Below are 24,503 nucleotides of genomic sequence, written 5' to 3'. Positions count from 1 at the left end.
AAACCCTCTCCTGATCGCGCCTCGGGGCGTCGTGTGCTTGGTAGCGATACCATGTTCGGCCTGCTACACGCCTGTCAACAACGCGAACGATCGCGGCAGAGAGAGGGCGCAATGCGGGCAGCATATCAGGCGATTTTGTGGATCTTGGCGGCGTTTGCCTTTGCGAATCAGGGGCATGCCGAAACCGGCTATGACCTGTGGCTGCGCTATCATCCGCTCGATGCGGGTACCGTGCAGCGGGTGGCGCCGAAGCTGCGCTATGTGGTGGCGGATAGCAGCCGGCCGACGGTGCGCGCGGCGCTCGAAGAGCTGGACCGCGGGCTTGCCGGGATGATCGGTTCCGCCCCGGCGCATGCGGGCGCGGTGCAGGGCGAGGGCGGGGTGGTGCTCGCCACCGCCGGCTCGCCGCTGCTCGCCGGCATGAAGCTGCCGCTCGCCGCGCTCGGTCGCGAGGGTTTCCTGCTCCGCACCGCGACCATCGGCGGCGCCAAGGTAACGCTGATCGCCGCCAATAGCGACACCGGGCTGCTCTATGGCAGCTTCCGCCTGCTCAAATTGCTCCAGCTCCGCCAGCCCATTGATGCCCTCGACGTGCAGGATGCGCCCAAGCTGCAACTGCGCGTGCTCGATCATTGGGACAATCTCGATCGCTATGTGGAGCGCGGCTATGCTGGCCAGTCGCTGTGGGACTGGCAGAAGCTGCCCGGCTACAAGGACCCGCGCTACACCGATTATGCCCGCGCCAATTCCTCGATCGGCATCAACGCGGTGGTACCGAACAACGTCAATGCCAATGCCGACATCCTCACCGCGCCCTATCTGCAGAAGGTGAAGGCCCTGGCCGGGGTGTTCCGCCCCTATGGCATCCGCATCTACCTGACCGCGCGCTTCTCCGCCCCAATCGAGATCGGCGGCCTGAAAACGGCCGACCCTCTCGACCCCGTGGTGCGCGCCTGGTGGAAAGCGAAGGCGGACGAGATCTACGCGGCGGTCCCCGATTTCGGCGGCTTCCTCGTGAAAGCCAATTCGGAAGGCCAGCCGGGCCCCTCCGACTATAAGCGCAGCCATGCCGACGGCGCCAATATGCTCGCCGATGCGCTCGCGCCCCATGGCGGCGTGGTGATGTGGCGCGCCTTCGTCTATTCCGAGCATAACGACGCCGATCGTCACAAGCAGGCGAACGACGAGTTCGTGCCGCTCGACGGCAAGTTCCGCGACAACGTCCTCCTCCAGGTGAAGAACGGCGCAATCGACTTCCAGCCGCGCGAGCCCTTCCACCCGTTGTTCGGCGCGATGCCCAAGACGCCGCTGATGCTCGAGGTGCAGATCACCAAGGAATATCTCGGCTTCGCCACCCACCTCGCCTATCTCGGCACGATGTGGGAGGAGGTGCTGGAAAGCGACACCTTCCGCCCGTGCGCGGGCAGCACCGTCGCCAAGGTGCTGGAGACGCCGGTCGCCCCCAAGGCGCTCACCGGCATGGCGGGCGTCGCCAATATCGGCACCGACGTGAACTGGAGCGGATCGCAGTTTGATCAGGCAAACTGGTACGCCTATGGCCGGCTCGCCTGGGATCCCGCCGCCAAGGCCGCGGACATCGCCCGCGACTGGGCGCGGCTGACCTGGAGCCCCGATCCGGCGGTGGTCGATCCCGTTGTCGCGATGATGCTGGAATCGCGCGAGGCGGTGGTGAACTACATGACCCCGCTCGGCCTCGGCCATGTCATGGCGACCGGCCATCATTACGGCCCGGGGCCCTGGGTGTCGGACCTCGCCAGGCCGGAATGGAACCCCACCTATTATCACCGCGCCGATGCGAACGGCATCGGCTTCGATCGCACGCCCACCGGCACCAACGCGCTCGGCCAATATGCGCCGCAGGTGGCGAAGCGCTGGGGTGACTTGAAGACGGTGCCTGACAGCCTGCTGCTCTGGTTCCACCATGTCCCCTGGGACTATCGGATGCGTTCGGGCGAAACGCTCTGGAACAGCCTGATCGCCCACTACGACACCGGCATCGCCACGGTGGAGGACATGCAGCGCCGCTGGGCCGGGCTGGAAGGCAAGGTCGACGCCCGCCGCTGGGCCGAGGTGCGCGATTTCCTCGCCATCCAGGGGCAGGAGGCGCAGTGGTGGCGCGATGCCTCGATCGCGTACTGGCAGTCGCTGTCGAAGCGCCCGCTGCCCGCCGGCCATCTGGCCCCGCCGCATCCGCTCGACTATTACGAAGCCATCCGGACGCCGCACGCGCCGGGCAACGGCAAATAACAGGGGAGCGGGATGCGCAAGCGGAACGGGTGGCTGCTCGCCGGGATGCTGCTGGCAAGCCCGGCGGCGGCGCAGCGGCGGCCGGTGATCGATCTCAATCAGGTCGGGTTCGAGCCCGCCGACGTGAAGCTGGCAGTGGTGCGGGGCGCAGGGACGAAAGCGCTGCCCTGGCTGCTGCTGGATGCGGACGGAAAGACGATCGGCAAGGGCGAGACGCTGGTCTATGGCCCCGATGCGAGCTCGGGCGCGGTGGTGCAGCGGATCGACTTTTCGGGCTTTCGCCGTGCGGGGGAGGGCTATCGGCTGTCGGTCGCCGGGGTGACCAGCGATCCTTTCGTAATCGCGCCGAACCTCTACAAGCCACTCGCGCGCGACGCCGCGAACTTCTTCTACCAGCAGCGCGCCGGCATCCCGATCGACGCCAAGTACGCCGGCGCCGCCTGGGCCCGCCCGGCCGGGCATGCGCACGAGGTGGCGGGCTGCTTCTCCGGCGCCGACGAGCGCGGCACGAACTGGCCGGGCTGCAGCTACACGCTCGACGTGACCGGCGGCTGGTACGATGCCGGCGATCATGGCAAGTACGTCGTCAACGGCGGCATCGCGCTATGGACGCTGCTCAACGCCTATGAACGCCGCCCCAAGGCCTTCCCCGACGGATCGCTGCGCATCCCCGAAAGCGGCAACGGCGTGAGCGATCTGCTCGACGAAGCGCGCTGGGAAATGGAATTTCTGCTACGGATGCAGATCGCGGACGGCGTGCGCACGCGGGTGCCCTCGGGCCCGCTCGGCGCCCCCAAGCCCGGCCGCCCGGCCTGGGAACCGAGCTTCCCGCCCTTTGCCGAGATCGACGCCGGCGGCATGGCCCACCAGAAGGTCGCCGACCGCAACTGGACGACGCTGCCCACGCCGCCGCAGAACGACCGCGAGACGCGGCTGCTCTATCCGCCGACCACGGCTGCGACGCTCAACTTGGCGGCAACCGCCGCGCAGTGCGCCCGGCTATGGCGCGGGGTGGACGATGCCTTTGCCGCGCGCTGCCTCATCGCGGCGCGGCGCGCCTGGGCCGCTGCGCAGCGCAATCCCCAGGTCTATGCCACCAGCAGCTTCACCGGCAGCGGCGGCTATGGCGATTCGAGCTTGAGCGACGAATTCTACTGGGCCGCCGCCGAGCTGTACGCGACCACCGGCGAGGCGGCGTTCCGCAAGGCGGTGACCGGCTCGCCGCATTTCGGCGAAGCGGTGCGCGCGCCGAGCTGGAGCTTCACCGCCCCGCTCGGCACGATCACCCTGGCGAAGGTGAAGACGGGCCTCAGCGATGCCGAGGTCCAGAAGCTGCGCGGCACGCTGATCGCGGCGGCGGACGGCATCCTCGAGCAGCGCCGCCAGAACGGCTATGCGATCCCCTACAAGGCGCAGGGCTATCCTTGGGGATCGAACGGCGACCTGATGAGCCAGGCGATGCTGCTCGGCGTGGCCAGCGATCTCACCGGGGCGACCAAATACCGCGCAGGCATTGTCTCCGCGCTCGACTATCTGCTCGGGCGCAACCCGATGGGGAGGTCCTATGTCAGCGGCTATGGCACGCGGTCGCTGCAGAACCCGCACCACCGCTTCTGGGCGCATTCGCTCGACGCCAAGCTGCCGGGGCCGCCGCCGGGCGTGCTCTCGGGCGGGCCCAACGACACGGCGATGGCCGACACGGTGGCGATGCAGCTGAAGGGCAAGTGCGTCGCCCAGACCTGCTGGGCCGACGCTATTCATGCCTATGCGCTGAACGAAGTCGCGATCAACTGGAACGCGCCGTTCTTCTGGGTGGCGGCTTGGATGGAGGATTGAGCCAAAGGGGAGGGAGCCTTGCTCCCTCCCCGAGCCGCGTTAGCGCACGGTCAGCGTAGCGCTCTTCAGCGTTGCCGAATCCGGCCCCGAGGAGATGGTGAAGGTCCCCGGCTCAACCACATGCTTCATCTGGCTGTTCCACAGCGCCAGATCGTCCGGGGTCAGCGTGAAGCGCACCGTCTTCTTCTCGCCCGGCTTGAGCGTCACCCGCTCGAAGCGCTTGAGCTCGATCACCGGCCGCGTCACCGAGGCCTCGTCGTCATGGACGTAGAGCTGGACCACCTCGTCGCCGGCGACCTTGCCGGTATTGGTCACGTCCACCTCTACCGTCGCCTTGTCGGCGATGCCGATCGTCGGCGCGAGCAGGCGCGGGGCGGCGATGTCGAAGCTGGTGTAGCTCAGGCCATAGCCGAACGGGTAGAGCGGGCTGGTGTCGCCGAAGAGATAGCCGCGCCGCGCGCTCGGCTTCTTGTTGTAGTAGATCGGCAGCTGCCCGACATTGCGCGCCACCGAGACCGGCAGCTTGCCGCCCGGATTGTACCGGCCGAACACCACGTCGGCGAGCGCGTTGCCGGTCTGCTCGCCGAGATACCAGCCTTCGATCAGCGCCGGCGCCTTCTCGGCGAGGTAGTTCACTGCATAGGGGCGGCCGTTGAGCAGGATCACCACGACGGGCTTGCCGAGCGCGATCAGTTCCTTGGCGAGCTGGTCCTGCGGCGCTGGCAGGTCGAGCGTCTCGCTGTCGCCCAGATGGTTGTCCGCCCAGGCCTCGCGGCTCACCGCCTCGTTGCCGCCGAGCACCAGCACCACGACATCGGCGTTCTTCGCCGTCTCCAGTGCCTGGGCGCGGAGCTGATCGTTTACCGAGGCCGGCACCTGCGCCACCGCGTCCTTCGACCATTCGCGATGATCGGTGATGCGGATGCCCTCGGCATAGTCGACCGCGAACTTGCCCTTGCCCTCGGCCTGCATGCCTTCGAGCACGCTGACGACATGGTTGGGCAGGTCCGAATAGCCGCCTATGGGCGTGTCCTTGGCGTGGGTGCCGATCACCGCCATCCGCTTGATGCCCTTGGCGTCGAGCGGCAGCAGGCCCTGCGCGTTCTTGAGCAGTACGATCGATTCGCGCGCCGCTTGGCGGGAAAGGGCGATAGCTTCGGGCGTGTTGGTGCGCGCCGCCGCCAGCTTCACTTCGGGATAGGGGTTCTCGAACAGCCCGCCCTCGAACTTCATCCGCAGCACGCGGCGCACGGCATTGTCGATCTCGCCCTGGCTGACTCGGCCTTCCTTCACCAGTTCGACGAGGTGCGTGTACGCCTCGCCGTCGGGCGTCTCGACATCGACACCCGCGCCCAGCGCGCGCTGGGCGGCGTCCTTGGGCGTCTTGAACATGTGGTGCCGGGTGATCAGCTCGCGGATCGCGAAATAGTCGCTGACCACCGCGCCCTGGAAGCCCCACTCGCCGCGCAGCACATCGGTGAGCAGCCATTTGTTCGCATGGCTGGGGATGCCGTCGATCTCGTTGTAACTCGCCATCACCGACATCACGGGGAGCGTCTTCACCGCCTGTTCGAACGGCGGGAAGAAATCCTCGCGCAGCGTCCGCTCGCCGAGCGAAGCGGGGCCGACATTGGTGCCATTCTCGGGCTGGCCATGGCCGGTCATGTGCTTGAGGGTGATGAACACCTTGTCGGACTTGAGCGGCAGCGTGGTTCCCTGGAAACCGCGGATCGCGGCGAGGCCCATCTGGGTGACGAGATACGGGTCCTCGCCATAGGTTTCCTCGATGCGGCCCCAGCGCGGATCGCGCGCCACGTCGACCACGGGCGCGAGGACGAGGTTGGCGCCGCGGGCACGCGCTTCCTTGGCCGCCATCGAGAAGATGTTCTCGACCAGCTTGGGATCGAAGCTGCTGGCGAGGCCGATCGACTGCGGGAAGCTGGTGGCACCGGGGGCGACCAGGCCGTGGAGCGACTCCTCGTGCATCAGCATCGGGATGCCGAGCCGGGTCTTCTCCATCGCCCATTTCTGCGCGGCATAGACGTAGCGCGCGGTTTCCTCGGGGCTGCGGTTGACGTCGCCCGCCACCGCGCCGGCCGCGCCGCCCTGACCGGCGGCGACACCGCGGCGGTCATAGGGGCGGGAGATCATGCCTAGGCCGTTGGGGAAGTTGGCGCTGGCCTTGACCGGATCGAACTCGCCCTTGGTGTCCTGGATCAGCCCCTTGTTGAGCCACAGCGCCTGGAGCTGCTGGACCTTCTCCTCCAGCGTCATGCGAGCGAGGAGATCGTCGACCCGAGCCTCGACCGGCTGACTGGCGTCCTTGTACAGCGGCTTGCCCGCACGCTCGGTCTGGGCGGCGGCAGGCTGGACGGCGACGAAGGGGGTCAGAGCGCTCGCGGCAATGGCAAGCGCGGCGACGCGACGGAATGAGCGCATGTTCCTCTCCCTGAAGGCGGGCGACGATTCTGCCATCGCCTCTTGCCATGGTGGTAGCGCTATCAGCTATAAGGGGGCGTAACGATGCCGGTCAACCGGCGCGGGGTAATGGCACGCGAACGATTGCAATCGTGATAGCGCGCACTTAAGCGTTCGTGCAGGAGGGGGGATGACCAAACCAAGCCGGCGTAGCCGGGGCAGCATCACCGTACAGGACGTGGCCCGCGAGGCAGGCGTATCCGCCATGACCGTGTCGCGCGTCGTCAATGGCGGCACCAATGTGCGCGAAGCGACTCGGGAAGCCGTGCTCGCGGCGATTGCCAAGCTCAACTATTCGCCGAACAGTGCCGCGCGCAGCCTGGCTGCAGGGGAAGCGACCCAGATCGGGCTGCTCTACTCCAACCCGTCGGCGGCCTATCTCTCGCAGTTCCTGATCGGCGCGCTGGCCGCCGCGCGGCGCGCAGGCTGCCACCTCGTGCTCGAAGCGTGCGAAGGCGAACGCGCCGAGGAACAGGCCGAGGCGACCCGCGGTTTCGTGCAGACGCACGTGCAGGGCGTGATCCTGCCGCCGCCGCTCTCGGAGGTGACTGCGGTGCGCGACGAGCTGGAGGCGGCGGGCATTCCTTGGGTGTCGGTGGCGATGGGCTTGCCGCCCGAAGGCAGCCTCAACGTCCGGATTGACGATTTCGCCGCCGCCTGCGCGATGACCAAGCACCTGCTCGACATGGGCCACCGCCATATCGGCTTCATCCGCGGTAACCCCAACCAGACCTCCAGCGCCGAGCGGTTTCGGGGCTTCTGTGCGGCGATCGAGGAGGCAGGGCTCGACCTCGCATCGATGCCGGTGGAGCAGGGCTATTTCACGTTCCGCTCCGGCATCGTCGCAAGCGAGGCGCTGCTCGATTTGCCCAACCCGCCGACCGCGATCTTCGCCAGCAACGACGACATGGCAGCGGCGGCGGTGGGCGTGGCGCATCGTCGCGGGCTGCACGTGCCGCAGGACCTGAGCGTCGTCGGGTTCGACGACACTGCGCTGGCCACCACCATGTGGCCCGAGCTCACCACCGTCCGCCAGCCGATCGCGGCAATGGCGGAGGCGGCGCTGACGATGCTACTCGATGAGCTTCGCCCCGGCGGCAAGATCGACGAGCCGGAACAAGTGCTTGCACATCAGCTCATCGTGCGCGAATCCTGCGCGCCGCCGCCCCGGCGATAGGACAACGCTGGCAGAATCTTGCGCATGCGCGCCTGTCGGCTTGCTTTTCCTGGTTGCACGGGCCAGCGTTACCGCTAACAAATCGGCCCAACTTCCCGGGCTAGGAGAGGGATCGGATGAATCAGACGGCGGAGCGGGCCAATATCGGCCTGATCGGCGCCATCGTGGCCGTAGCTACGATCGGCGGATTGCTTTTCGGATATGACAGCGGCGCAGTGAACGGCACCCAGCCGGGCCTGCAGGCGGCATTCGCGCTCGACGAGGCCGGGCTCGGCTTCACCGTCGGCTCGCTGCTGATCGGCTGCGTTGCGGGTGCCTTCTTCGCCGGCACGCTGGCGGACCAGATGGGCCGCCGCAACGTGATGCGGCTCGCCGCGCTGCTGTTCCTCGTCGGCGCGCTCGTCCAGGGCTTCGCGCACGACCATACGCTCTTCGTCATCGCCCGCATCGCCGGCGGTATCGCGGTCGGCGCCGCCTCGGTGCTGTCGCCCGCCTATATCTCCGAAGTCGCGCCCGCGAACATCCGCGGCCGGATGACGACGGTGCAGCAGATCATGATCATCTCCGGCCTCACGGCCGCGTTCGTGGTCAACTATTACCTGGCCGGTGCGGCCGGTGCCTCGACCAACAAGTTCTGGGCGGGCCTGGAAGCCTGGCGCTGGATGTACCTGATGCAGGCGCTGCCGGCGGCGGTGTTCCTCGTCGCGTTGTTCTTCATTCCGGAAAGCCCGCGCTTCCTGGTCGCCAAGGGCCGTACCGAGGAAGCCACCAAGGTGCTGACCGACCTGTTCGGCCCGCAGACCGCGCGCACCAAGCTGGAAGAGATCCGTGCCAGCTTCACCGCCGATCACCGCCCGAGCTTCCGCGACCTGATCGACCCGCGCACCGGCAAGATCCGCACCATCCTGTGGGCGGGCCTGGTGATCGCGGTGTTCCAGCAGCTCGTCGGCATCAACGTGATCTTCTACTACGGCTCGACGCTGTGGCAGCTGGCGGGCTTCACCGAGGCGGACTCGCTCCTCATTAACATTGTCTCGGGCGCGGTCTCGATCGCCGCCTGCCTCGTCACCATCGGCCTGGTCGACAAGATCGGCCGCAAGCCGCTGCTGCTGATCGGCTCGGCCGGCATGGCGGTCACGCTGTTCGTGCTCGTCTATGCCTTCGGCCATGGCTCGCTCGACGCGGCCGGCAAGCTCGTCCTCTCGCCCGATCTCGGCAAGACTGCGGTGATCGCTGCCAATCTGTACGTGATCTTCTTCAACGTCAGCTGGGGCCCGGTGATGTGGGTGATGCTGGGCGAGATGTTCCCGAACCAGATCCGCGGCTCGGCGCTGGCGGTGTGCGGCTTCGCCCAGTGGTTCGCCAACTACCTGATCGCGCAGAGCTTCCCGGTGATGGCGTCCAAGCTCGGCCTGGCGGCCAGCTACACCTTCTATGCCGTCTGCGCGGCGGTCAGCTTCTTCCTCGTCCTGAAGTTCATCAAGGAAACCAAGGGCAAGGAACTCGAGGCGATGGAGGGGTAAAAGCCTTTACCCGGCCCCTCCCTCCGGGGAGGGGCTTTTTTGTTTTCTGGGAGTTTGAATCGTGACCCGCACGCCCGTCCGTCCGTTCCGATCGCGCGAATGGTTCGCCGCCCCCGGTCGCGCCGACATGGCCGCGCTCTATCTCGAGCGCTTCATGAACTACGGCATCACGCCCGCGGAGCTGACCTCGGGCAAGCCGATCATCGGCATCGCCCAGTCGGGCAGCGACATCGCGCCGTGCAACCGCATCCATCTGGAGACGGTGAAGCGCGCCCGAGAAGGCATCCTCGCGGCGGGCGGCATCCCGATGGAATTCCCGCTCCACCCGATCTTCGAGAATTGCCGGCGGCCGACCGCGGCGCTCGATCGCAACCTCGCCTATCTCGGGCTGGTCGAGATCCTCAACGGCTATCCGATCGACGCGGTGATCCTGACGACCGGCTGCGACAAGACCACGCCCTCGTCGTTGATGGCGGCTTCCACCGTCGACATCCCGGCCATCGTCCTTTCGGGCGGGCCGATGCTCGACGGCTGGCATGAGGGCGAGCTGGTCGGCTCCGGCACGGTGATCTGGCGCTCGCGCCGCAAGATGGCGGCGGGCGAGATCGACGAGTCCGAGTTCCTCCGCCGCGCAATGGAGAGCGCGCCGTCCTCCGGCCATTGCAACACCATGGGCACCGCCTCGACGATGAACAGCATGGCCGAGGGTCTGGGCATGAGCCTGCCCGGTTGCGCGATGATCCCGGCGCCCTATCGCGAGCGCGGCCAGATCGCGTACGAGACCGGCAAGCGCATCGTCGAAATGGCCTATGAGGACCTGCGCCCGTCGAAGATCCTGACCAAGCAGAGCTTCCTCAACGCGATCAAGCTGCTCACCGCGATCGGCGGCTCGACCAACGCCCAGCCGCACCTCAACGCGATGGCCGCGCATGCTGGCATCACGATCACGGCGGAGGACTGGCAGACCGGCTATGACCTGCCGCTGATCGTCAACATGCAGCCGGCGGGCCAGTATCTGTCCGAGCGCTTCCACCGCGCCGGCGGCATTCCCGCGGTGCTCAAGCTGCTGGTCGACGCCGGCATCCTCGACGGCAGCGTCGCGACCTGCACCGGCAAAACGATGGCGGAGAATGTGGCGGACGCGCGGGTGCTCGATGCGGACGTGATCTTCCCGCTCGACAAGCCGCTGATGGAGAAGGCCGGGTTCCTGGTGCTCACCGGCAACCTGTTCGACATGGCGATTATGAAGACCAGCGTGATCTCCGAGCAGTTTCGCGCCCGCTATCTCTCCACCCCCGGGCAGGAGGGCGTGTTCGAGGTCCGCGCGGTGGTGTTCGACGGGTCGGACGATTATCACCATCGGATCAACGATCCCGCGCTCGCCATCGACGACAATTGCATTCTGGTGATCCGCGGCGCGGGCGTGCTGGGCTGGCCCGGCTCGGCGGAAGTCGTGAACATGCAGCCGCCCGACGCGCTGCTCCAGAAGGGCATTCAGAGCCTGCCGACGCTGGGCGACGGCCGCCAGTCGGGTACGTCGGACAGCCCCTCCATCCTCAACGCCTCGCCGGAGAGCGCGGCGGGCGGGGGGCTTTCGTGGCTACGCACCGGCGACGTGATCCGGATCGACCTGAATGCAGGCCGCGTGGACGCGCTGGTCGAGGCCGACGAGATCGCGCGGCGCAAGGGCGAGCCTGCCCCGCCGATCCCGCCGAGCAACACGCCGTGGGAAGAGCTGTACCGCGAGAAGTCGGGCCAGCTGCACGAGGGCGGCGTGCTGGAGTTTGCGACCAAGTATCGTGGGACTGGGCTGAAGGTGCCGCGGCATAACCATTGATGGGGTGGGGTGGAGGCCTGACTCACCCTCACCCTTCCGGCGCTTGGCGACTCCCTCCCTCTCCCGCCTGCGGGAGAGGGAGGGGCCCGCTGCCGAAGGCAGTGGGAGGGTGAGGTTGACTCACCACCAGCCACGTACCGTCCACCAAAACTGCCGCCTCCGGCCCATTCCGGAGATGGCAAGTGTCACTCGGCAGTGATAGTTAACCATCGCCAACAACAGGGGATGGACGGGGTGGACGAGACGGCACCGGCGAAGCGGCCGCGCAATGCGGCGAACACGCGGGGCGTGATCCTGGCGGCGGCCAAGACGCTGCTCGCCGAACAGGGCTTTGCCCGCTGGGGCGTGAACGCCATCGCGCGCGCCTCGGGCTATGACAAGCAGCTGATCTACCGCTATTTCGGCGGCATGGACGGCCTTGCCGAGGCGATCGCCGCCGACGTCTCCGCCTGGATGGAAACCGCGCTGGTGCGCCCCGAGAACGTGCCGCCCCCCGCAACCTATGCCGAGATGATGGCGCGAGTCGCGGTGGCGCTGCTCGATGCGCTGCGCAGCGATACCCTGGCGCAGAAGATCCTCGCCTGGGAGCTTTCCGCCCCCTCCAAGCTCGCCGCGGCCTTTACCGAGGCGCGCGGCAAGGCGCTGAGCGCGTGGATCGCCCGCGAGCGCGGCACGCTGCAGCGGCCGGCGGGGATCGACGCGCCCGTGCTCAATGCCCTCCTGATCGCGGCGATCCAGCAACTAGTGCTGTCGGGGGCGCAGAACGGGCGGTTCCTCGGGCTGGACCTCAGCGAGGAAGCCGGCTGGGAGCGCGTCCGCACCGGCATCGCCGGGCTGACCAAGGCGATGTTCCAATAAAATCTAACTCCGCCCCCAGCGATGCTGGGGGCGGAGTTTGGTCTCAGGCGCCGACGCGGATCAGCGGTGCGGGCTGGCCCGCCACCGTCACGCGGAAGCTGAACAGGTCGCCCGAGGTCGGCCGGGCGGCCTTGTCCTCGGCGGAGAGGTGCTTGTTGGCGGTGGTGGCGTAGACCGTCTTCAGGTCCGGGCCGCCAAACGCGATCTTGGTGATCGCATCGACCGGGAAGGGCACGGTCTCGACCAGTTCGCCCGCCGGCGAATAGCGGCGTACCGCGGAGCCCGCGTAGAGGCTCACCCACACATAGCCTTCGCTGTCGACGCACGGGCCATCGGGGAAGCCTTCGCCCTCGGCGATGCGGACGAATTCGCGGGGATTGGCCAGCGTGCCGTCTGCGGCGATGTCGCAGGCGTAGATTACCTGGCCGAGCGTATCGACATGGTAGAGCGTCTTGCCGTCAGGCGAGACCGCCGGGCCGTTGGTGATCGACACCTTGGGGGTCGATGCGACGCAGGTCCCGTCCGCGGCGAGGCGGTAGATGGCGCCGCTGGCGTCGCTCTCGCCATCGTCCATCGTGCCGAACCACAGGCGGCCTTCGGAATCGACGGTGCCGTCGTTCAGGCGGTTGCCGGGCAGGCCGGGTTCGGGATCAACCAGCGGGGTGAAGCTGCCGTCGGCGGGGTCGAACTTGGCGAGCCCGGTCTGCAGCCCCGCGACGAAGCCGCCGCTCGCCGCCGGGAGCGCGAAGCCCACCTGGGCGGGCGCATCCCAGCTCTGCTTGTCGCCGGTGGCGGGATCATAGCGGTGGATCCTGTGGCTCTTGATGTCGACGAACCACAGCGCGGCGTCGCGCTCCACCCACACCGGACCTTCGAGAAGCGGGGCAGCGAGCCCCCACACGCTCTCCGGCGCCGAAACCACCACCTTGTCGGTCATCTTATCTCCAGCCTGCATCCACGAAGAATTCGTGGCTCGTTATCAGGCGTGCATCGTCGGATGCAAGGAACAGCGCCAGCGCGGCGATATCGTCGGGCACCAGGCGGCCGGGCAGGCACTGCGCCTTGACGATCTCGGCCTCGCCCTCGGGCGTGTACCATTTCATCTGGCGCGGCGTCTTGACGTTGCCGGGGACGATGCAGACCGAACGGATGCCGTCCGGGCCCAGCTCGCGCGCCAGGCTGCGGGTGAGGCCCTCGATCGCCGCCTTGGCGGTCTGGTAGAGCGTCAGCTCCTCCAGCGCCAGGTGCCAGGAGATCGAGCCGAGGTTGATGATCACGCCGGCGCGCTTGGCCTTCATGGCCGGGATCACCGCCTGCGCCATGAAGAACTGGTGGCGCAGGTTCACGTTCATGCGGTTGTCCCAATATTCCGGGGTCACCTGCTCGATCGTGTGGCGGTCGTCGTTGGCGGCGTTGTTGAGCAGCACGTCGAAGCCGCCCTCAGCCTCGATCAGCGCCTGCACCTGCGCCTGCGCACCGCGGACGTCGGTGAGGTCGACCTTGTAGAAGCGCGGCGCGATCGCGGCGTCCGACAGGCTGGCGACCAGCGCCTTGGAATCGTCTTCGGCGATATCGAAGAAGGTCACGTCCGCGCCCTGGCGGACGAACCCTTCGACCAGCCCGGCGCCGATCCCCGAACCACCACCGGTGATCAGGACCCGCTTGCCCTTCAGGCTCGGATAGACGGCACGCTCAGCGGCCGGAATCGGGCCCTGCTGGAGATCGGCTTGGGACATGGACACCCTTACGCGTTGGAGAGAAGGCCGCGGGCGGCGAGGTTGCGCATCAGATCGCGGATGCCGAACGTCCAGGGCGCAGCGGCCTTGGACGTGGTGACGCGGTTAACGAGCGTGCCGAGCTTCGGCGTCGAGATGCGGACGACGTCGCCCGGCTTGTGGGTGAAGCCGCGGCCGGGATGGTCGCGGTCCTGGACCGGCGCGAACAGCGTGCCAAGGAACAGCGCGAAGCCGTCCGGATACTGGTGCTCGCTCAGCGTCTGGCGGACGAGATCGGTGGGATCGCGGCTGATCTCGCTCATCTTGTTGGTGCCCGAGAGGCGATAGCCCTCCGGCCCGTCGATGGTGAGGTCGACCACGGCGCTGCGCACGTCGTCCATGGTGAAATTGTCGTCGAACAGGCGGATGAACGGGCCGATCGACGTCGAGGCGTTGTTGTCCTTCGCCTTGCCGAGCAGCAGCGCGCTGCGGCCCTCGAAGTCGCGCAGGTTGACGTCGTTGCCGAGCGCCGCGCCCTTGATCTGGCCGTTGCGGTCCACCGCGAGCACGATTTCCGGCTCGGGGTTGTTCCAGTCGCTGTCCGAGCGGATGCCGATCTCGGCGCCCCAGCCCATCGAGGACAGCACCGGCGCCTTGGTGAACACTTCCGCGTCCGGCCCGATCGCGACTTCCAGATACTGCGACCACATGCCGGCATCGATCAGCGCGGCCTTGAGGCTGGCGGCTTCCGGCGTGCCGGGGACGACCGAGCGGATGCCCGAGCCTACCTTGGCTTCCAGGTCGCCGCGGATCTCGGCGGCCTTGGCGGAATCGCCGCGGGCGCGTTCCTCAATCACGCGCTCCAGCGCCGAGACCGCGAAGGTGACGCCGCAGGCCTTCACGCATTGCAGGTCCACGGGCGCGAGGATCGCCGGTGCCGAATCGGTGCCGAGCGCGTCGACGCTGCACAGCACCTCGCCGTTCAGCGTGGCGATATCGTCGCGCTCCAGCAGGTCGGCGACGGTCGGCGCGGTGGCCGATACGTCGATCACCTGGCCGTCGCGAAGGATGACGGGGCTGGGGCCGGCAGCAGTCTGCACACGACCAACCAGGATGGCCTGCGCATGATCGGCAGGCAGCATGTCTCTAAGCGCTTCCAAGGGACCTCTCACCAAACTCGTTTCGAATTGTGATAGCGCTACCATTGGCGTGCGGCCAAGGCAAATGTCAAGAAGGGCATAGCCGGGTTCAGCGCCGTTTCAAATATAAGATAAAATTTCGGCGACGATCGCCTCGGGCGCCCGCATCGCGCCGTCTTCGCTGGCGCGGACGACCTTCCACGGCCCGAGCAGATCGGCCGCGACGATCGCCTGGTAATTGCCGCGCACGCGCTGCTGGAGCGCGATGTCCGCCTCATATTCGTCGAAGCTGCGGGTCGTATAGCTGCGCTGCGCCTTTTGCAGGATCAGCGCGCGGGCAAGGTCCCAGGGCGTGTCGAGATAGATCGACAGGCGCGGGCGGGGCAGGGCGAACTGGCCGGTCTCCAGCGCGAGGATCCAGTCCATCAGCGCACGGCCTTCGTCGCCGCCCAGCTTGGCGCCCTGATAGGCCATGTTCGAGGCGATGTAGCGATCGAGCACGACCACGTCATGGGTCGCCTGCGCCTCGAGCAGCGCGTCGCGCCACTCGAACCGGTCGAGCGCGTACAGCACGGCGGCGGCGTGCGGGGTTACAGGAACGGGGAGTTCGCCGGCGAGCATCTTGCCGATCGTCACGCCGGCGACGGTCTCACCATAGCGCGGAAAGCCGAGCACGGTGGCGGTACGGCCCGACGCCTGGAGCGCCGCGCACAGCCCGCGCGAGGCGGTGTTCTTGCCGACGCCGTCGGCGCCCTCGATCGCGATGAGTTCACCCATTAGGGCGCCATAGCATGCTGCGGCAGGTTGTCATCAAGACTTCCCGGACGCCTGAAAGCTGCGCTCCCGCAAGCGGGAGAGGGATTAGAAGATCAATGAAAGGAAGCCGTTTCCGGGGGCGCGCACAGCAGCGCGCAGGGGCCTTCGCCGTCGAGCGGCAGGATGGCGGTGAGCGCAGCCTTGCCGCCGGCATGGTCCATCAGCCAGCCGGGCTCGGCCACGGCGGGGCGGGCGGGCGAGAAGGCGACCCCGATGCCGTCGGTGATTACGCCCAGCCGACGGGGCGGGGTGGGCCAGCGGCCGGAGAGATAGGTGATGCAGGCAGCGGCCGCGTCCTGCAGCGCGCCCTCGTCGCTGTCCTCGGGACAGAAGCCCTCGGGGGTGGCGTCGATCTCAGCGACAAGGCGGAAATCGTCGCCGCGCCACCAGATCATCCGCAGCGAGCCATTGGTTTCCTGCTGCAGACCCAGAAAAAGCCGACCGCCGGCCGGGAGCAACGGTTGCGCGCAGCGCACCATTTCCTCGGCCAGTTCGGTCAGCTTGTAATTCGACCGGGGTAGCATCTGCATCGCACCTCGGCCGATCGTCTGGGAGTTTCGGGGCATCGGGTTGTTCCGAAGGGAAGGTTACCCTCCCCTTATAGAACGCTTTTGCTCCGATCGGGTATCAATGCAGTGCTGCGCGGCTCGCAAGCGGGGCGGCGGCGATCGCAATCGCTTCCACGGTCTCGCGGTTCGCTTCGGCGGCGACCACCGTTTCGATGCTCGCGGCGTCGATTGCGACGACGCTGGACAGCAGGTTGTGCGGCTGGCTGGCGTCCGGCAGGATCGGCGTGGCGTTGCGGGCAGCAGCCGGCTGGCGGCGCTTGGCGGTGGCGGGCTCGCCATATTCGGCCATCACCGAGAAGCGCGGATCGGCGGCGGCGATCTCGGCGATCACCTTGGCGGCGCGCTTGGTGATCTGGCGGACACGCTCCTTGGTAACGCCGGTCTCGAGCGACAGGTCATCGAGCGTGGCGGTCTGGAACACGCGGCGGGCGACGATCTCGCGGTCGCGCTCCAGCTTGGCTTCCAGCTTCTCCAGCTCGGCCGGATCGATGCCGTGGGTGGCGGTGCGGAGACGCGGACCTTCGCGGCGAAGGGCTGCTTCTTCCCGCTTCGGGCGGGGGCGGCGGCGGAGCTGCTCGATGCCGACCTTGCGAAGGTGGTCGACATAGGCCTCGATCAGCGAGGCGATCGCGCCATCGGCGAGATAGTCCGAGGCGGCGCTCTCGGTGCGCTCCAGGGCGTCCTCGTCCTCGATCATCGCTTCGGGCGACATTTCGTCGCCGTCCGCCGAGGTGACCATCGCGCTGAGCGAAACGGTGGTGGCTTCGACCTTCTTCGCCGAGGGGCGCTGGTCGGTCATCAGGCGGAAGCGCAGGCTCTGCAGCTCACCGCGGATCTGCCAGTTGACGAAGGTGGTGAACTGGGCCTTTTCCGGCTCATAGGCCTGGATAGCACGGTGCACGGCAATGGCGCAGCACTGCTCGGCGTCGTCCCAGTGCGCGGTCAGGCCGTACTGGCGGATGAAGTGACGGATGCGGGGCGCGATCAGCTTCAGGATGCGGGCAAAGGCGCGATCGATTTCAGCGCGCTGACGATTGGTCTGCTTGCCGTCCTTCGGCGCGTTCTCGATGACGGTTTGGACTGCGGCCTCGAGAGCGATCGTGATCTTCGACATCTGTATTCCCCTGGTTCAGCGCCGGTCCGATCGTTTCGGCGCCGTCGACAGGAGACACATTTCGTCTGAAACCTTTAAAGGAGTGCTAATCCGGGGCTTAGGTAGTTTCCCGCAAACGCACTCCCAATCTTTATAGCAACGCCGATTCGCTTGGCGAGCCAAGTGCCTGAAAAAATGATGGTTAATCGCTGTTCAACAGGCGTGCGAACACACGAAAAATGGCCTAAGCCACTGATTTAGGAGGAAAACTTGTCCGGCTGGACATGGCGGTCGATGAAGTCGAGCAACCATTGCCGATGTGCACGGGTGGCATCGCCCGCATGCGCGATGCGCTGATCGGCCGCCGATCCGCCGACCTGGGCGGCAAGTAACGTGCGGGCACGCTCTGCATCAATATTGCCGGCAAGAAACTTCTTTGCATCACCCAGCCCCAAATGGTGGCCGAGATAGGCCGCCTTGGCGAGGGTTTCCGAATCGGCGCGGACATTGAGGCCCGCCGATTCGAAATGTTGCAGATTGTTCTTCGCCATATCGGCGACGCTGAGGATCGACGCTTGCGGATCGTAGCGGAGTGCCAGCAACTCGCTGCGGCGCGAAGGATCGATCTTGCCCTTCTCAGTCAGCCAGCCGCGCGCCTTCGCGACGTCGTTCAGCCAGGTGCCGCCCTGTTCGGCAAGCGTCTGCCAGGTGCCGCTGAGGAATTGGCCGAGCCCTGCCGCGCTCGAACGCGGGTTGCGCGACAGCGGGTTCCAGCTGCCGTCCTGCCCCTTGCCGGCTTCGGCATCGACGATCGCGGCGATCGCGGAACGCGGAATCCCGCTGCGCGCCTCGGCGGCGGCGAGGGTATCGGCGTAGCGGGCGTTGCTGCCGAGCGCGAGCGGGCCCGCGGCCTCGCCAGCCTTGGCAGGTCCGCCCCCGGAAAGCGCACTAACGATCGAGCCCGCGCCGGGCAGGGTACCCCGATCGACTGCGGCTGCCGCATGCGCGCCGGTCAGGGCACGCTTGGCGAGCGCGGCTATATCGTCGGGCGCATCCTCGTCGTTGCACGAGCAGGCGCACTGGCACTTGCACTTGCCCTTGGCCGATTTCGGCGCCTGGGTGCCGAGCAGCTCCAGCAGCGAATCCATCGCCATGTCCGATCCGCCGCCCAGCGGCGAGCGGGTCTTGTCGTTGTCGCGGTCGCCATCGCCGATCGCAGCGCGCCACAGCCGGGTCGAGAGTTCGGACTGGGCCTGCGCGTAGATCACGTTGGCGCGCTGCGCCGGCGTGAGCGCGGCAAGGTCGGTACGGTGGATCATGCGGCCTTTACCAGCATTCGCTTGCGCTCGCGCAGGAAACGCGCCGCGGCAATATCGTCGATCGCCGCCTGTTCGGCGGCCTCGGCTTCGCGCTCGGCATCGGCGCGGAAACGTTCTGCGGCGCTTTCGATCGCGCGGAACGTGCCATAGGCTTCGCGCGCCAGCTCACGCAGGTTGAGCAGGCGCGCCTGTTCGGCCACGATTTCCTCGGCGATGCGCGCCTGGGCGTGTTTGGCGGTGGCCAGCCAGGCATCCGAGGCGAACGGCAGGGCATGCGCCAGCACGCGCTCCTCGCGGACGCGCGCGACGAGGTCGCGGCCTTGCTGCTCCAGCTCGGCGATGCGCTCGATCGCCGTGCCGATCTTGACCTTGAGGTCGTCGACGGTGCGCTGCTGCATGCGAAGCGCGGTATCGAACGGCGTCCTCATGCGGCGAGACCCACGTCATGGCCGTGATCGGGATCGCCCGACGCTTCGCCGGAAAGGATCGCAGCGAGTTCGGCGAACGCCGCCTCGGCATGGCCCTGGTCGTTCTTGCCCTGGTTGAGCAGCGCCTCAATGCGGGGCGCGAGCGCGACAGCGCGGTCGACGTCGGGCGAGGAGCCTGCCTTGTACGCGCCCAGCCGCACCATCTCTTCCATGTCGGCATAGGTCGACAAGAGCTTGCGCGCGGCGAGGCGGGTCTCGTTCTGCTCATGCTCGAGGCAATGGGGCAGGGTACGCGAGACCGACTTGAGGATGTCGATCGCGGGATAGCGGCCGCGCTCGGCGATCGCGCGGCGCATCACGACGTGGCCGTCGAGGATGCCGCGCACCGCATCGGCAACGGGCTCGTTATGGTCGTCGCCGTCGACGAGGACGGTGAACAGGCCGGTGATCATGCCCTGGCCGGGCGCACCCGGACCGGCGCGTTCCAGCAGGCGCGGCAGCTCGGCGAAGACGGTGGGAGTGTAGCCCTTGGTCGCCGGCGGCTCGCCTGAGGCCAGGCCGATCTCGCGCTGCGCCATCGCGAAGCGGGTCACCGAGTCCATCAGGCAGAGCACATTGAGGCCCTGGTCGCGGAAATGCTCGGCGACGGCGAGGGTGGTCCAGGCGGCCTGGCGGCGCATCAGCGCCGGCTCGTCCGAGGTGGCGACGACGACGACCGAGCGGGCCATGCCCTCGGGCCCCAGATCGTCCTCGATGAATTCCTGCACTTCGCGGCCGCGTTCGCCGATCAGCCCGATCACGGCGACATCGCACTGGGTCCAGCGCGCGAGCATCGACAGCAGGACGGACTTGCCGACGCCCGAGCCGGCGAACAGGCCGAGACGCTGGCCGCGGCACAAGGGCACGAAGGTATCGAGGCAACGCACGCCGGTCTCGATCCGCTCGGCCACGCGCGAGCGGCCGGCGGCAGCGGGGGGCGAGGCCTTGATCGGCTGCGGATCGGCGCCGTTGACGAGCGGGCCGAGCCCGTCGACCGGGCGGCCGAGGCCGTTGATCATGCGGCCGAGCCAGGCCTTGGAGGGGCGGACGGTGAACTGGCCGGCGCCGAGCTCGGCGACCGCACCCAGGCCGACGCCCTGCGGATCGACAAAGGGCAGGCACAGCGCGACGCCGCGATCGAGCGCGGTGACTTCGGCTTCCACCTTGCCGCTGGGGGACTGGATCTCGACGCGGCTGCCGATCTGCGCGACGCCGGTCAGGCCTTCCACTTCGATGAGCGCGCCGCGCACCGCCACCACGCGCCCGAAGCGACGGTCGGGGACCATCTCCTTGATGGCGCGGGCGGCACTGGCGAGCGTCTGCATCGCGCGGGCTCCTTCAGGCCGCCTGCGTAGTGGCGGTATCGGCCGCGGCGGCGTCTTCCATCGCGATCAACTCGCGCGCGGCGGCGAGCGCCTTGTAATATTCGCCCTGGGCGAGATCGTTGGCGAAGCGAATGCACAGCTCGCGCGCCTCGGCGGTGCCGAGGCTCGCGATCAGCAGGCTGAGCAGCTGGACGACGGCATCGTGATGCGCATCGCGGCCAGCGGGATCGATATAGGCGAGCATCGTCGCGAAATAGAGCTGGCGAGCGGGCGTGGTCGCCTCCTCGGGCCGCATCACTTCGCGGCCGCGCAGGATCGATACCATATTCTCGACGGCGATCTGGGTGCGGCCGACGGCGCGCAACACCGCGCCGTTGACGATCGCCTTTTCACCGTCCCGGAGCGTGATGCGAAGCATGGCACAGGCCTTTCGATAAGCGTTCCTCAACTTATAGGCGTGTTCGGTGCGCAAATGGGCAAACACCCGGCAAATTTTGCCGCCTTGCAATCGTAACCGGCAAAATCGCCCCTTTGATTTGGGTGGAGCCGCCAGCCCTCTACAATGAGGATGTCGCCGGCGTGGGGATCGCGCGGGCATCTCGAGGAGTTTTGAACTTGAGCCTCTATTCCGCTCTTTACGCTGGCGTTTCCGGGCTGAGCGCGCAGTCGAGTGCCATGGCTACCGTCGCCGACAACATCACCAACATCAACACCGTTGCGTATAAGGGCGTCGAAGCCCAGTTCCGCACGCTGGTGACCGATGGCCGCACGTCGGCCAGCTATTCGGCAGGTGGTGTGGCGGCAGCGCCGCTCGCACAGGTTTCCAAGCAGGGCCTGCTGCAGGCCTCCGGCAGCAGCACCGATCTCGCGATCGACGGCGGCGGGTTCTTCATCACCCGCAGCGGCCTGAACGACAGCGACCCCGTCGCCTATACCCGCGCCGGCTCGTTCAAGCCGGACGAGGAAGGCTATCTGCGCAATTCCTCCGGCCTGTATCTCTATGGCTGGCGCCTGGACGCCACCGGCGGCTACACCAACACCGGCAATCTCGACACGCTGACCCCGGTCCGCCTGACCGACCTGGTCGGCACCGCGGCGCCGACCAACAAGCTGCAGGCGCACATCAATCTGCAGTCGGATCACGCCGTGTACACGCCGGTTGCGCCGCAGCCCGCCTACACGGCCGGCGCGCTTGCGAGCGGCACCATTCCGGCAGACTTTACCCGCTCCTTCACGGTCTATGACTCGCAGGGCGGCAGCCACGAAATGAAGATGTCGTTCCTCAAGACTGGTTCCAACCAGTGGGCGATGGAAACGTACATGAACCCGGCGTCCGACGTCGGTGCCCCCGCCGTTGGCGGCCTGGTGCGCAGCGGCACCGTTGCGTTCAACGGCGACGGCAGCCTGAACACGACGACGTCGACCGCCGGCTTGTTCGATCCGCTGACCGTCAACTACACCAACGGCGCCAGCTCGGTGCCGATCACGCTGGATCTGGGCAAGAACGGCGCCACCAACGGTCTCACCCAGTTCGGCCAGCCTTCGTCGCTGGTCTCGGGCGGCACCAATGGCGGCGTGCTCGGCAACATTGCGGCGACCGAAGTCTCGAAGGAAGGCATCGTCAGCGCGATCTTCGACGACGGCTCGAGCCGCCAGGTGTTCCAGCTGCCGATCGCGACCTTCCCGAACCCGAACGGCCTTACCCGCCTGTCCGGCAATGCCTATACGTCGACGCGCGCCTCGGGCTCGATGACGATGAACCCGCCGGGCCAGCTCGGCGCGGGCAAGATCTCGTCGAACACGCTGGAGGCCTCCACGGTCGACCTGGCGGGCGAGTTCACCAACATGATCCGCTTCCAGCGCGCCTACAGCGCATCGTCGAAGATCATCACGACCGTCGACGACATGCTGCGCGAAGTCAGCGATCTGAAGCGCTGACGACGACTGAGGCCGGGGGACGCACGACATGGCGCTGAACGATATCCTAGGAACCGCCGCTTCCGGCCTGGCTGCTGCCCAGGCCGGATTGAAGGCGGTGTCGAACAACATCGCCAATGTCGGCGTCACCGGCTATGCCCGCGAAAAGGTCAATCTCTCGACCTCGGTGATGGGCGGCACCGTCACCGGCGTGAACGTCGGCGAGTTCGAGCGCGTGGCCGATCGCTTCCTGGAAGCGACCGTCTACCGCCGGGCCGGTGACTATGGAAAGGCCGAGGTGCAATCCAGCTACCTCGATCGTCTCCAGTCGCTGCTTGGGGAGCCCGGTTCCAAATCCGGCCTGCCGGCGCGCCTCGATGCGATCAACGCCTCGGCGATCGCGATGACGGGATCGCAATCGTCCGCCCAGACCAGCGCCGTGTTCATCGGCAACGTCTCGGACGCGATCTCGTCGATGCAGCAGATCACCAAGGACGTCGAAGGGCTGCGCAGCGATGTCGAATCCGAAGTCAGCAATTCGGTCGACAAGATCAACTCGTTGCTCCAGCGCATCTATGATCTGAACGGCACCGTGTCGCAGGCGACGGGTCTCGGCCGCAACGCCAGCGGCGCTGCCGACCAGCGGATGAGCGCGATCGAAGAGCTGAGCGGCATGCTGTCGGTCAACGTCCGCGACCAGCCGGACGGCCGGGTGATCATCGAGACCACCTCGGGCCAGATGCTGCTCGACTCGCGGCTGCGCCAGCTCGACTACCCCAACAAGGGCAGCGGCGTCGGCAACGCCCAGGCGACCTATCCCGACATTTCGATCCGCTTCGCGGACAAGAACGGCGCCCAGGGGGCACTAACCGGCGAGAAGCTCGATTCGGCGGCGGTCGGCGGCAAGCTGGGCGGCCTGCTCGACCTGCGCGACCGTGCGCTTCCGTCCTTCTCCGAACAGCTGGGCGTCACGTTCAGCGGCCTGTCCGAAGCGCTTAACGCGGTGTCGAACGAAGGCACCACTGTGCCGCCGCCCGCCAGCCTCATCGGCCGGCAGAGCGGCCTGGTCGGCACCGATCGGCTGGGCTTCACCGGCAAGGCGACGTTTTCGGTCGCCAGTTCCTCCGGTACGATGGTCGCCAAGACCGAAGTCGATTTCGACGCGCTCGGGCCGGGCGCGACCGTGAACGACATGGTCAACGCGATCAACGCGGGCCTGGGCGGTGCGGCGACCGCCAGCTTCACCAACGGCGTGCTGAGCTTCACCGCCGCGGGCGCGGGCAACGGCGTGGCGATCTCGCAATCGGCGACCGCGCCGAGCAGCCGCGCCGGGATCGGCGTGTCGCAATATTTCGGCATGAACGACCTGATCCGCAGCGACAGCAGCACGCTGGTGCCGACTGGCTTCAACGCTGCGGATCCGCACGGCTTCACCACCGGCCAGACCGCGCAGGTGGTTCTGCGCGACTCCTCGGGCCTGGCGCTGACCAGCTATACGCTGCAGCCGACCACCGGCGGCACGATGGGCGACATCGTTACCGAGCTTAACGGCAGCGATCTCGGCAAGTTCGGTTCCTTCTCGCTCGACAGCCGCGGTCGCGTCCGCTTCGATCCGGCGAGCGGTCTGTCCGGCGCCACGCTGACGATGGCTTCGGATTCTACCGATCGCTTCGGCAGCGGTCGAAGCTTCTCGGCGCTGTCGGGCCTGAGCGGCATCAACAGCGGCCTGGACGTCGCCAAGGTCCGCACCGACATCGCCAATACCCCGTCGAAGCTACCGCTGGCCCGCGTCGACACCAGCGCTGCGGTGGGCAGCAAGGCAGTCGGTGCGGGCGATACCCGCGGCGCCACCGCCTTTGCCGACAAGCTGGCGAGCGCGATTGACCTGGGCAAGGACGGCGTCGTCACCGTCGGCCGATTCTCCACCGCACTGCTCGGCCGCGCCGGCCTGGAGGCCAGCCAGGCGCAGAACCGCTTCAACGATGCCGACGCGCGCAAGGCCGACGCGGTCAACCGGCGCGACAGCTATTCGGGCGTCAACATCGACGAGGAACTGTCGCAGATGGTCGTTCTGCAGAACAGCTACTCGGCTTCGGCACGGGTGATGAGCACCGCGTCGCAGATGTACGACACTCTTCTCCAGATGGTCCGTTAAGGGGAGCTGAC

General features: G+C 67.3%; 19 protein-coding genes. 8 read left to right on the top strand and 11 right to left on the bottom strand.

From position 1 onward, the window contains the following. Window positions 1–111: 111 nt before the first annotated feature. Both ABIC35_RS01870 and ABIC35_RS01865 read left to right on the top strand, forming a co-directional pair. Window positions 112–2,268, top strand: a complete 2,157-nt coding sequence (locus ABIC35_RS01870) for an alpha-glucuronidase family glycosyl hydrolase (RefSeq protein ID WP_220667370.1) — start codon at window positions 112–114, stop codon at window positions 2,266–2,268. A gap of 12 nt (window positions 2,269–2,280) precedes the next feature. Continuing rightward, complete coding sequence (locus tag ABIC35_RS01865) at window positions 2,281–4,104, top strand: glycoside hydrolase family 9 protein (RefSeq protein WP_354278186.1); 1,824 nt, start codon at window positions 2,281–2,283, stop codon at window positions 4,102–4,104. 39 nt (window positions 4,105–4,143) lie between these two features. Here ABIC35_RS01865 and ABIC35_RS01860 read toward each other — a convergent pair whose 3' ends face one another. After that, window positions 4,144–6,543, bottom strand: a complete 2,400-nt coding sequence (locus ABIC35_RS01860; protein ID WP_121078647.1) for a glycoside hydrolase family 3 N-terminal domain-containing protein — start codon at window positions 6,541–6,543, stop codon at window positions 4,144–4,146. A 169-nt stretch (window positions 6,544–6,712) separates the two neighbouring features. Between ABIC35_RS01860 and ABIC35_RS01855 the strand changes: the two genes are divergently transcribed. The 4 genes from ABIC35_RS01855 (at window position 6,713) to ABIC35_RS01840 (ending at window position 11,977) form a co-directional block, all read left to right on the top strand. Beyond that, a complete protein-coding gene (locus ABIC35_RS01855) occupies window positions 6,713–7,759 on the top strand; it encodes a LacI family DNA-binding transcriptional regulator (protein WP_121078645.1) in 1,047 nt (348 codons plus the stop codon). Between the two features lie 116 nt (window positions 7,760–7,875). Further along, window positions 7,876–9,282 (top strand): sugar porter family MFS transporter, encoded by a 1,407-nt coding sequence (locus tag ABIC35_RS01850; RefSeq protein ID WP_121078643.1) that lies wholly within the window; start codon window positions 7,876–7,878, stop codon window positions 9,280–9,282. Between the two features lie 58 nt (window positions 9,283–9,340). Continuing rightward, window positions 9,341–11,119: an IlvD/Edd family dehydratase gene (locus ABIC35_RS01845; protein WP_354278308.1), complete on the top strand. Its 1,779-nt coding sequence runs from the start codon at window positions 9,341–9,343 to the stop codon at window positions 11,117–11,119. A gap of 225 nt (window positions 11,120–11,344) precedes the next feature. Then, complete coding sequence (locus tag ABIC35_RS01840; protein ID WP_121078639.1) at window positions 11,345–11,977, top strand: TetR/AcrR family transcriptional regulator; 633 nt, start codon at window positions 11,345–11,347, stop codon at window positions 11,975–11,977. A gap of 43 nt (window positions 11,978–12,020) precedes the next feature. Here the strand turns inward: ABIC35_RS01840 and ABIC35_RS01835 are convergent, their stop codons facing one another. The 10 genes from ABIC35_RS01835 to ABIC35_RS01790 all read right to left on the bottom strand — a co-directional run bounded on the left by ABIC35_RS01835 (window position 12,021) and on the right by ABIC35_RS01790 (window position 20,838). Next, window positions 12,021–12,914, bottom strand: a complete 894-nt coding sequence (locus ABIC35_RS01835) for an SMP-30/gluconolactonase/LRE family protein (protein ID WP_121078637.1) — start codon at window positions 12,912–12,914, stop codon at window positions 12,021–12,023. Window position 12,915: 1 nt separating this feature from the next. Next, window positions 12,916–13,713 (bottom strand): SDR family NAD(P)-dependent oxidoreductase, encoded by a 798-nt coding sequence (locus tag ABIC35_RS01830; protein ID WP_121078635.1) that lies wholly within the window; start codon window positions 13,711–13,713, stop codon window positions 12,916–12,918. A gap of 8 nt (window positions 13,714–13,721) precedes the next feature. Continuing rightward, window positions 13,722–14,834, bottom strand: coding sequence for a fumarylacetoacetate hydrolase family protein (locus tag ABIC35_RS01825; RefSeq protein ID WP_121078633.1), 1,113 nt, complete (start codon window positions 14,832–14,834; stop codon window positions 13,722–13,724). A gap of 117 nt (window positions 14,835–14,951) precedes the next feature. Next, window positions 14,952–15,608, bottom strand: coding sequence for a dTMP kinase (locus tag ABIC35_RS01820; protein ID WP_121078631.1), 657 nt, complete (start codon window positions 15,606–15,608; stop codon window positions 14,952–14,954). A gap of 92 nt (window positions 15,609–15,700) precedes the next feature. Beyond that, the gene (locus ABIC35_RS01815) at window positions 15,701–16,177 is read right to left on the bottom strand and encodes a hypothetical protein (protein ID WP_354278184.1); all 477 of its coding nucleotides are present in this window, start codon (window positions 16,175–16,177) and stop codon (window positions 15,701–15,703) included. A gap of 97 nt (window positions 16,178–16,274) precedes the next feature. After that, a complete protein-coding gene (locus tag ABIC35_RS01810) occupies window positions 16,275–17,330 on the bottom strand; it encodes a sigma factor-like helix-turn-helix DNA-binding protein (RefSeq protein ID WP_121078629.1) in 1,056 nt (351 codons plus the stop codon). A gap of 236 nt (window positions 17,331–17,566) precedes the next feature. Then, window positions 17,567–18,628 carry a peptidoglycan-binding protein gene (locus tag ABIC35_RS01805; RefSeq protein ID WP_121078627.1) on the bottom strand — a complete coding sequence of 354 codons (1,062 nt, stop codon included), beginning with the start codon at window positions 18,626–18,628 and terminating at the stop codon, window positions 17,567–17,569. Further along, a complete protein-coding gene (locus tag ABIC35_RS01800; RefSeq protein ID WP_121078625.1) occupies window positions 18,625–19,056 on the bottom strand; it encodes a hypothetical protein in 432 nt (143 codons plus the stop codon). Before ABIC35_RS01800 ends, ABIC35_RS01805 begins: the two co-directional genes overlap by 4 nt. Beyond that, window positions 19,053–20,420 carry a flagellar protein export ATPase FliI gene (fliI, locus tag ABIC35_RS01795; RefSeq protein WP_121078623.1) on the bottom strand — a complete coding sequence of 456 codons (1,368 nt, stop codon included), beginning with the start codon at window positions 20,418–20,420 and terminating at the stop codon, window positions 19,053–19,055. Before fliI ends, ABIC35_RS01800 begins: the two co-directional genes overlap by 4 nt. A 13-nt stretch (window positions 20,421–20,433) precedes the next feature. Beyond that, a complete protein-coding gene (locus ABIC35_RS01790; RefSeq protein WP_121078621.1) occupies window positions 20,434–20,838 on the bottom strand; it encodes a flagellar biosynthesis repressor FlbT in 405 nt (134 codons plus the stop codon). Between the two features lie 197 nt (window positions 20,839–21,035). Between ABIC35_RS01790 and flgE the strand changes: the two genes are divergently transcribed. Beyond that, window positions 21,036–22,358 (top strand): flagellar hook protein FlgE, encoded by a 1,323-nt coding sequence (gene flgE, locus ABIC35_RS01785; RefSeq protein WP_121078619.1) that lies wholly within the window; start codon window positions 21,036–21,038, stop codon window positions 22,356–22,358. 28 nt (window positions 22,359–22,386) lie between these two features. Next, a complete protein-coding gene (flgK, locus tag ABIC35_RS01780; protein ID WP_121078617.1) occupies window positions 22,387–24,492 on the top strand; it encodes a flagellar hook-associated protein FlgK in 2,106 nt (701 codons plus the stop codon). The last annotated feature ends 11 nt before the right edge of the window (window positions 24,493–24,503 follow it).

The organism is Sphingomonas trueperi, assembly GCF_040545965.1.
Classification (GTDB): Bacteria; Pseudomonadota; Alphaproteobacteria; order Sphingomonadales; family Sphingomonadaceae; genus Sphingomonas; species Sphingomonas trueperi_C.
The sequence above is the reverse complement of the archived record's forward strand: the minus strand, read 5'-3'. Positions and strand labels throughout refer to the sequence as shown.